The sequence below is a fragment of the Candidatus Methanoperedens nitratireducens genome (assembly GCF_900196725.1).
Taxonomy (GTDB): domain Archaea; phylum Halobacteriota; class Methanosarcinia; order Methanosarcinales; family Methanoperedenaceae; genus Methanoperedens; species Methanoperedens nitroreducens_A.
On the sequence record NZ_FZMP01000237.1, the window covers coordinates 1 to 8,000 of the forward strand.

Below are 8,000 nucleotides of genomic sequence, written 5' to 3' on the forward strand. Positions count from 1 at the left end.
ATCTCATGGTCTTGGACAAGGACTGACCTTCGGAGATGGATGAATCGATTTATTAGTTGAATATCGGAAATTACTTATCAAACAGTCCACTAGAATCCTGGTATCTACTCAGGTTTATTAAGCGAATCGGGAGACGTTGTCGAACATAAATAACAGATTGACTTCTGCAAGAAATATTTGTAAAACCATAACCATCAGAAACATTACAAATATAGCCTCTATCGTACCTGAATAGGAACAAGTGTTATACTGAGCAGCCCAAGAACAAAAGCAATAATCCCAAGAGCCATCCTTCCTCTGTCCAGAGGAACATCATCATTAATCGGCTTGGGATGACCGGAAGCGGCAAAACTATTGATAAACGGGACACTTTCTCACCCACCATTGCGCGAAGGACATGCCCGCCGTCAAGCTGTCCCACAGGAATGAGATTCAAGGCTGTTATAAGCATTCACCCAGCCTGCAAATGCTACCGGATGCAGAGGTGCTGCCTCATTCAGAGGTATGAAATATGTTATGAGTTCAAACAGAGGCGGAAGAGCCAGATGGATTTGAGCCTCCCCTCCTGTTACCTGGATGGGGCGTTGAAGGAGACTAATAGCAGTAATTACAATGGATACAAAGAGACCAATAAGTGGACCTGATACTCCAACGTCAAAGAGAGCTTTCCCGTTAGGTATAGGCCCGCGATGCTTTATTACTGCACCCATTGTACCTATCAGGCTTGGGAACGGGATAAAATACGGTAATGATGTACGCATACCGTGTTTTCTCGCGACAATGTAATGCCCAGCTTCATGGGCTCCCAGTACGGTCATAATTGCGATAGTGAACGGGATACCTTTTAAGACTTCAGAGGGATTACTGATCGGATCTGCACCGAAAAGGAGCGAACCCATCACCATTGTGGTAAAAAAAGTAGCAAGAGCCAGCACAATATTTATCCATATCCGTTCCCCTGCGGCTTTAAATGGAGAAGCTATCAGTATATATTCCCCCAACTCATATTTAATTGAATACCGATACCCTTTCTCAGCAAAAATAGTCCATAGTTTTCGATTTATTACTTTTCCGTCATCTCTTGGTATCCAAAGAAATATATCGTATCCCCGGCTTGCTGGATTTCATAGATAGAGAAAACAGGGCTGATTTTTTCCTCCAGTTCATCAACAACTGAAGACTCTTGATTGGGATTCATCATACTAATATTCCAAATCCTGCCTAATGAGTGTGACTATCAGGTATCTTTTCCTCGCCGATCAGGCATGGCGCAGTCTCATCGTTTACATTGCAGCATTTCCTGAGAACTACGACCGTAGCAAGTCCGCCGGCAAAACTGGCTATGCTTGACCTGCCGCACTTATGGAACGGGCGTTCCTTTGGGGTGAGGAAGCGGAGTTCGAATTCTTTCTTCAGCAGTCGCTCCATGAGATATGAGTAAAGCCGCCCGGTTATATCAGTGGGCAAGCTGTGGAAAGCATAGATTACGCAGCCGTCTTCGTTTATCACCCGCAGAAACTCCGCTACCGTCTTTTTGGGCTCTTTCAATGTTTCGAGCGCCCATGTGCAGGTGACAACAACTTTTGTATTTAGTTTATCCATATGATCTCCGCCTCATTTTTTACACCAGATTGTATTTATCGTTAATCATTCTGCATAAACTCCTCTTCTTCAAAAGAAAAGGCACAGCATTATTAAAAACAATATGAGGTATGTACCGGTTCATGCCGAAGATGCGCAGAATGCTTTCTTGGCGGTTTTTTATTTTTAATAGATGTTTAATCCCGGGACAGGTATAATCTTTGTCCAGGATTACTTTTGCAACCTCCTCGCCGGATAAAATAGCCTGGTATATCCCTTCCCCGGTCAGTCCTGACGCAATACCAGCTGCATCGCCGGCTAAGAACCTGTCCTCAAAAACAAATCCCTTATAATCAATGTTAATACGTGCAGCTTCGAACCTTGTTTTTTCAATGGAGAGCTTATCGCACAACTCATCAAGACTGCGTCTCATTAGTGCACCTTTTCTAGTCCGCCCTCCCACCCCTATTGATGTAAAGCCCCTGTGTGGAAATATCCAGCCGTACTTAAGAACATTTTTAAAGTCGTCTACATAGACCTCCAGGTCATTTCTCAGTGTTTTACTAATATACTGGATCCCTATTACAGTCTTATCAACAGATATATCCAGGGATCTCCTGACAATCGAGTTAGAACCGTCAGCACCTACTATATGATCAAAACCTATTTTTTCGTCGTTCGCGATGATATGATCTCCATTAACAGCACCAACGCGGCTTGCTGTCCTGATCTCTGTGCCTGCTTTTTGCGCCTCTTTCGCCATCCACTGCCCGAGTTTTTCCCTGTCCACCGTAAACACAGGATGGCTACCCAGGTCCACATCGTATGATCCTTTTGCTGTATGCAGAAGCATGTAATTAAATTCAGCATCAACGATATTTTTTGGAACAAAGTCCATATCCCTGACGGTTAGACCGCCTGCGCATATTGTTTGTCCGATTGTCCTGTTTTTCTCCAATACCAGTGTATCTCTTCCGGCTTCGGATAATACCCGTGCAGCCCTGAGTCCAGCCGGACCTGCGCCTACGATAACCGTGTCATACTTTTCCATGCTATTTTGCCTGTTCAAACTGAGACATTTTCCTATAAGTGACTTGCGATTGAATTTTCAACAAAAATACTGATAAAATTTGCATAAATTAAACCAAAAGGGAATTAAGGAGTTAAGATCATTAATCCGGTGAGGTGAATGCATTGAAGATAACAAAAATAAAGAAAATCACAAGAGGAACCTGCAAATGCCACTCCTCCTGTGCTTAATTCTATATATAAGATAAAGACACCCTAAAGAAATAAATTGGTTGAAATTATATTATAGCTCTATGAAAATAGCTATCTTGGGCGGTACAGGCAGAATCGGTGAAGGATTGGCTTGCAGATGGGCACTGCGTCACGAGATTTATGTAGGCTCGCGGGATGTAGATAAGGCAAAAAATGCTGCATGCGGCTATTCCTGCCAGCTTACGGACCGGGGCATAGAGTGCCGCATTGACGGAGCCAGTAATAAAGAGGCGGTGGAGAAAGCTGATGTTGCCGTACTCTCTGTCCCTTATGAGGCGGCATTCGAGCTTATCGAATGCCTGCGCCCGGTTTTAAAGAACCAGATAGTCATTTCTCTAATTGTACCCATGAAAAAGAACAAATGGTTTGAGTACACCCCTCCAGAGGAGGGCTGTGCTGCTCTCCATATCCAGCACCTTATTCCAGAGGTAAAAGTGGTATCAGCATACCATAACCTATCCTATCGAAAGTTATGCAACCTTGATTTAGAAATAGAAGGCGACGTGGTTATCTGTGGTGATGATGTTGATGCAAAGCATGTTGTAACTGAACTGACGCGGGAAATACGTAGAGTGAGACCGCTGGATGGCGGGCATCTAAGCGAATCCCGCATGATTGAATCTCTGACACCGTTTCTGATAAATATGGCTACCAGAAACGGTCTATCCGACCTTGGCGTAAAATTCGTTTAATCCTAATGCGATAGCTTTTTGATTTATTAAAAATAATTAGCTATAGGGAGTTCTGTTATTAATTAAGCGCTTCCTTAAAAGAGGTGGGTAAATGGCAAAATATCAATGTAGTATCTGCAACTATATCTACGATACAGATAAAGGGGAGCCTCCGGAAATCAAGCCCGGAACTGCTTTTGAAGATATACCGGATGACTGGATATGTCCTTCGTGCAGGGTTTGTGGAAAAGATATGTTTAAAAAAATATAGAAATAGGACAGATTTATTGGTTGAATACTATCCGAAAGCTCAATCTTAAGTTTGCTAATCGTAAACTTTTTTACATTTCCAATGCATTCCGACAGTCTTAAAAGCTTCTTCAAGCTCTGGGAAATTTGGTATAGAAGCCTCTCTCAGGACAAGTACACCACCCTTCATACTGTTACCTCCAAGTAGGCACCCGACTATCATTTTTTGGGTATGGTTCGAAAATCTTACAACCTCTTTGGCGAGGTGCCTTGCATCTAAAACAGCCGAAGGCACTGCAACGACGAATGCGACATCCCACATATCCTGGTTGCGAATCATCAAGTCAAAAACACGTGCATATCTGTCTGCCCGGGCATCTCCAACAAGATCCATTGGATTCTCATGGCTCCATTCCGGTGTCAGAAAAGAGCTGAGCTCTTCAATCAATTTTTTAGGAAGGTCTATAACTTCAATGCCGTACCTCTCTGCGTAATCTGAAGCGAGAACTGAAAAGCCTCCGGCATTGGTTATAATAATTGCTCTATTTCCTTTAAGATGATCTTCCGAAGCCAGCAGTTCGCCTACCTGGAATGCCTCTTTTAGGGAATTTGCAGTAATGACTTTTGCCTGCTTGAATGCAGCCATATACACCTCATAGCTCCCTGCCAGTGCACCTGTATGAGATGATGCTGCTTTTTGACCTCTCTTTGACGCCCCGGATTTTAATGCTACAACAGGTTTTTTCTCAGCAACCTCACCGATAACCTTCATAAACGCCCTGCCATTTTTTATTTCCTCTATATAAAGAATTATACTTTTAGTATCAGCATCATCTGACACAAATTTCAGGAATTCATCAAACCCAATATCTGCCTGATTGCCCACACTTATGATTGCAGAAAAACCAAAATCTTCCTGCAGGCTCCTGTCCACTACTGTGGTAATAGTAGCGCCGCTCTGTGAAATGAACGCCAGGCGACCGGGTTTTGGAGATGCTGGATCAAATGTGGCGTTAATCTTTTTATGCGGCAGAATGATTCCGAGACAGTTCGGACCTATCATCCGGATGCCGTATCTTTGTGCAATCCGTAAAACCTTATTTTCAAGAATTCTTCCCTCTTCCCCCGTTTCCTTAAAACCCGCGGATATAACAACCGCCAATTTGACGCCCTTTTTACCGGCTTCTTCCATAACTTCAGGAACGATGGGTGCCGGAATGGTTATAACCGCAAGATCAACTCCGCCGGGAATGGATGCCAGAGATGGATAAACTTCGTGCCCAAGTATCTCTTTTCTTTTTGGGTTTACAGCATATAATTCACCAGGAAAATCCAGTAGATTTCTAAAAACCGCATAGCCGACTTTATCGGGGTCGGATGAGGCACCAATAACGGCAATAGATTCGGGGTAAAAAATCCTGGAGGAGATCTCCTTTTCTATTATTTCCCCAGGCAGAATCATTTCATCGGTTTCATAAATTCTTGCATCAACAGCGCATACCCCTTTTTCATATAGCATCAATGGATTGATGTCAAATTCAATCAATTTGTTGCTTTCATAAAACAGTTTAGAGACCTTATCAATAGTTTCAACCAACACCTTTTCATCTCGAGGTGGTTCGCCTCTATAGCCCTTTATTAAAACGTATCCCTTAATCTCTCGTATCATTTTTTCTATTTCATCCATCTCAATCGGAAGCACCCTCAATGAAACGTCCTTCAAAAGTTCAACCAGTTTTCCGCCAAGCCCAAAAGTAATGACCTTTCCGAAAGAAGAGTCTGTTTTTCCTCCTATTATCAGTTCCAATCCAGAAGGCATCTCCTTTTCAATAATTATACCGCTTATATCAACGTCGGGAGCTTTTTTTCTCACATTCTGCATTATAGTTTCAAATGCGTTTTCCACTTCCTCCTTATTTTTTATTCCGGTTATAACCCCGCCTACATCGCTTTTATGAACTACCTGCGGAGAGACTATTTTTGCCACAACAGGATAGCCGATTTTCTCTGCAATCCTTATAGCCTCATCAGCATTATTTACAATTTTATACTCAGGAACAGGAATTCCATATCTCTCCAGCAGGTCATATCCTTCAGCCTCGCTTAACATCCTTCTTGACATAGCTTACCCGGCTGAATGCATTTTTATCCATTCAATAATCTTCGGCCAGTTATCCCTGAGAGGTATTGAGCCCATAAATAGTCCTATGTGACCGCCGTTAGCGATGTCCTTTACAATCTTGCTCTTATCGGTTCCAAGACGCTCCTCAGCATTGAATACCTGTTCTTTAGGAGTTATATCATCCCTCTCTCCGGCTAACAGGTATACAGGGCACTTTATATTGCCCAGATCCAGTTTCTTCCCGAGCCCGACAAATTCCCCTTTAAAAAATTTGTTTTCCTTGAAGAGTTCTTTTACCACCTGAAGGTACAATTTTCCTGGGAGGTCAATGGTATACTCATACCACCTTTCAAAGAGTTCAAACCTCTTAACGTATTCCAGGTTATTGATGCGCTTATAGAGCGCCACATACTTGCCGAAGTACTGCTCATCGGGGTGAAGGCTTTTAAAGCCGTCAAGCATGAAATCGCCTTTCAGAACACCTCCTCCTACCGACACAAGTCCCTCAAAGAATTCTAGAGGTAACTTATGAGCATATTTCATAATGGTACCATCCCCGACATCAGTATCTATAGGAGCCCCTCCAAGAACAAGGGTATTTACCTTGTCCGGAAACCTTGCAGCATACATGGCTCCCAGCCATCCGCCCTGGCACATCCCGGCAAGATTGACCCGCCCGCCTGACTCATCGACACAGATATCTAATTCGCTCAGATAATTGTCTATGTCGTAATACCTCATCTCTTCGGTTGCGCTCTTCCAGTCCATCGAGTATACCTTCTCTAATCCGTTCTCCAGGAGCAGCTCAATAAGGCTCTGTTTAGTGTTAAAATCGACTATTGTGGAAGTATGGCCAGCATAAGGGGGTATGATTATCATGGGGATACCATCGCCTCCTCTAGAGAAATCCCTGAGTTTCAACGTGTTTAAATCCATTATCATGCTGTTTTTTGTTGTCCATGTCGGCTCCGGCTTTTCGATCTGCGTCTTTTCAAATACTTTTAAAAATTCGAGATTATCGCGAAGGGTTTCCAAAGTCTCTTCTACAACTTTCGCATTTTTCTTCATATAGTCGCTAATGAACACAGACGGCCATAATAATGGATTCGTGTCTTCAGGGGATTTAAAAGGGTCACTAGCTCTCCTGTCGCTTCTCATACACTACTTCACTCCTCCTAGTATATACTTCATCACTCCCCATATAAAGCTTTTCAAGTTGGCGTCTGTGGTTGGGGGGAGAGTGTTATGCTAAGATTTGCCAAATCTATTGTAAACATATCCAAATAAATAAGCAAAAATAAATCCTATTATTGCAGCTTCAATCATGCCAGCAATTATACCCGTAACACTCAGCGAATAAAACATGTGCAGCTCCTGCATCACCATAGCTGCACCCGTATAAATCCCTATATTCCCCAGTATACCCAGCAGAAGCATAATTAATGCTGAAATGATTGCCGATGCATACCCCAGCGCCAGTTCATCCAACTTTGCTGCCATCCCGATCACCTATTCTTATTACTAATTGGAGGTTATTAATATCTTGTGGTTGATGTTTAACCAGAAATTATTTAGGAAAATAAGTCTACTAAGTATTTAGGAGTGGAGCTCACCAAATAGATGGGATACCAGGCGGTAAAGCATGATAAAGTTATTAATTATGTACCTACACAGGTTTTTTTAGCTCCTAATGATTTGCCTCTTTACTAAGTTTTAACTCCAAAAAGCACATACACAGACATTACAATTTTACAAATGGACTTAAACGAGGAACTTCTCTCTTTGAGAGAAAAGAACAGAGTTCTCAGTGAAGAAAATAAAGAACTCGATAAACATCAGGAGCTTTTAAGTGAGCGGATCAAAAAGCTGGAAGAAGAGATTCAGCGTTTAAAAGAGGAGAACCAAAAACTCAGGCTTATTCTCTTTGGCTTTAAGCCTCCAAAGAAAGAACAAAGTGAGAGTTTAAACAATGTTTCCAAACCTGAACCTAAAAAGCGTGGTCCGCCGATTGGGCATAAAGGTACATCACGCAAGAAGCCTGATAGGGTAGATCGAACTTTTGTCCACGAATAGGAAAGTATAAACGCATTTTCTTA

General features: G+C 42.5%; 10 protein-coding genes. 3 read left to right on the forward strand and 7 right to left on the reverse strand.

Annotated features, from left to right (window positions below; translation table 11 throughout):
- Positions 1-244: 244 nt before the first annotated feature.
- The 4 genes from MNV_RS20925 to MNV_RS17815 form a co-directional block, all read right to left on the reverse strand.
- On the reverse strand, positions 245-421 hold the full coding sequence (locus MNV_RS20925) for a hypothetical protein (protein WP_257000107.1): 177 nt from the start codon (positions 419-421) through the stop codon (positions 245-247).
- A complete protein-coding gene (locus MNV_RS20930) occupies positions 408-1,001 on the reverse strand; it encodes a site-2 protease family protein (RefSeq protein WP_257000108.1) in 594 nt (197 codons plus the stop codon). Before MNV_RS20930 ends, MNV_RS20925 begins: the two co-directional genes overlap by 14 nt.
- Positions 1,002-1,221: 220 nt before the next feature.
- A complete protein-coding gene (locus MNV_RS17810; RefSeq protein WP_096207288.1) occupies positions 1,222-1,602 on the reverse strand; it encodes a class I SAM-dependent methyltransferase in 381 nt (126 codons plus the stop codon).
- A gap of 19 nt (positions 1,603-1,621) precedes the next feature.
- Positions 1,622-2,632: an NAD(P)/FAD-dependent oxidoreductase gene (locus tag MNV_RS17815; RefSeq protein WP_096207289.1), complete on the reverse strand. Its 1,011-nt coding sequence runs from the start codon at positions 2,630-2,632 to the stop codon at positions 1,622-1,624.
- Between the two features lie 271 nt (positions 2,633-2,903).
- On the opposite strand from MNV_RS17815, the gene npdG reads away from it, so the two are divergent.
- Both npdG and MNV_RS17825 read left to right on the forward strand, forming a co-directional pair.
- Positions 2,904-3,554 (forward strand): NADPH-dependent F420 reductase, encoded by a 651-nt coding sequence (gene npdG / locus MNV_RS17820; RefSeq protein WP_096207290.1) that lies wholly within the window; start codon positions 2,904-2,906, stop codon positions 3,552-3,554.
- Positions 3,555-3,645: 91 nt separating this feature from the next.
- The gene (locus tag MNV_RS17825) at positions 3,646-3,804 is read left to right on the forward strand and encodes a rubredoxin (RefSeq protein ID WP_096207291.1); all 159 of its coding nucleotides are present in this window, start codon (positions 3,646-3,648) and stop codon (positions 3,802-3,804) included.
- Positions 3,805-3,858: 54 nt separating this feature from the next.
- Here the strand turns inward: MNV_RS17825 and MNV_RS17830 are convergent, their stop codons facing one another.
- From MNV_RS17830 to MNV_RS17840, 3 genes are all read right to left on the reverse strand, one after another.
- Positions 3,859-5,904, reverse strand: a complete 2,046-nt coding sequence (locus MNV_RS17830) for an acetate--CoA ligase family protein (protein WP_096207292.1) — start codon at positions 5,902-5,904, stop codon at positions 3,859-3,861.
- Positions 5,905-5,907: 3 nt separating this feature from the next.
- Complete coding sequence (locus MNV_RS17835) at positions 5,908-7,062, reverse strand: alpha/beta fold hydrolase (RefSeq protein WP_218838062.1); 1,155 nt, start codon at positions 7,060-7,062, stop codon at positions 5,908-5,910.
- A 90-nt stretch (positions 7,063-7,152) separates the two neighbouring features.
- Positions 7,153-7,404: a hypothetical protein gene (locus tag MNV_RS17840; RefSeq protein ID WP_096207293.1), complete on the reverse strand. Its 252-nt coding sequence runs from the start codon at positions 7,402-7,404 to the stop codon at positions 7,153-7,155.
- Between the two features lie 255 nt (positions 7,405-7,659).
- Between MNV_RS17840 and MNV_RS17845 the strand changes: the two genes are divergently transcribed.
- A complete protein-coding gene (locus tag MNV_RS17845) occupies positions 7,660-7,977 on the forward strand; it encodes a hypothetical protein (protein WP_096207294.1) in 318 nt (105 codons plus the stop codon).
- Positions 7,978-8,000: the final 23 nt, after the last annotated feature.

Bases quoted from the DNA above. Each gene is read 5' to 3' on its own strand.
- MNV_RS17810 (WP_096207288.1), bottom strand. From the start codon at position 1,602: ATGGATAAACTAAATACAAAAGTTGTTGTCACCTGCACATGGGCGCTC.
- MNV_RS17815 (WP_096207289.1), bottom strand. From the start codon at position 2,632: ATGGAAAAGTATGACACGGTTATCGTAGGCGCAGGTCCGGCTGGACTC.
- npdG (WP_096207290.1), top strand. From the start codon at position 2,904: ATGAAAATAGCTATCTTGGGCGGTACAGGCAGAATCGGTGAAGGATTG.
- MNV_RS17825 (WP_096207291.1), top strand. From the start codon at position 3,646: ATGGCAAAATATCAATGTAGTATCTGCAACTATATCTACGATACAGAT.
- MNV_RS17830 (WP_096207292.1), bottom strand. From the start codon at position 5,904: ATGTCAAGAAGGATGTTAAGCGAGGCTGAAGGATATGACCTGCTGGAG.
- MNV_RS17835 (WP_218838062.1), bottom strand. From the start codon at position 7,062: ATGAGAAGCGACAGGAGAGCTAGTGACCCTTTTAAATCCCCTGAAGAC.
- MNV_RS17840 (WP_096207293.1), bottom strand. From the start codon at position 7,404: ATGGCAGCAAAGTTGGATGAACTGGCGCTGGGGTATGCATCGGCAATC.
- MNV_RS17845 (WP_096207294.1), top strand. From the start codon at position 7,660: ATGGACTTAAACGAGGAACTTCTCTCTTTGAGAGAAAAGAACAGAGTT.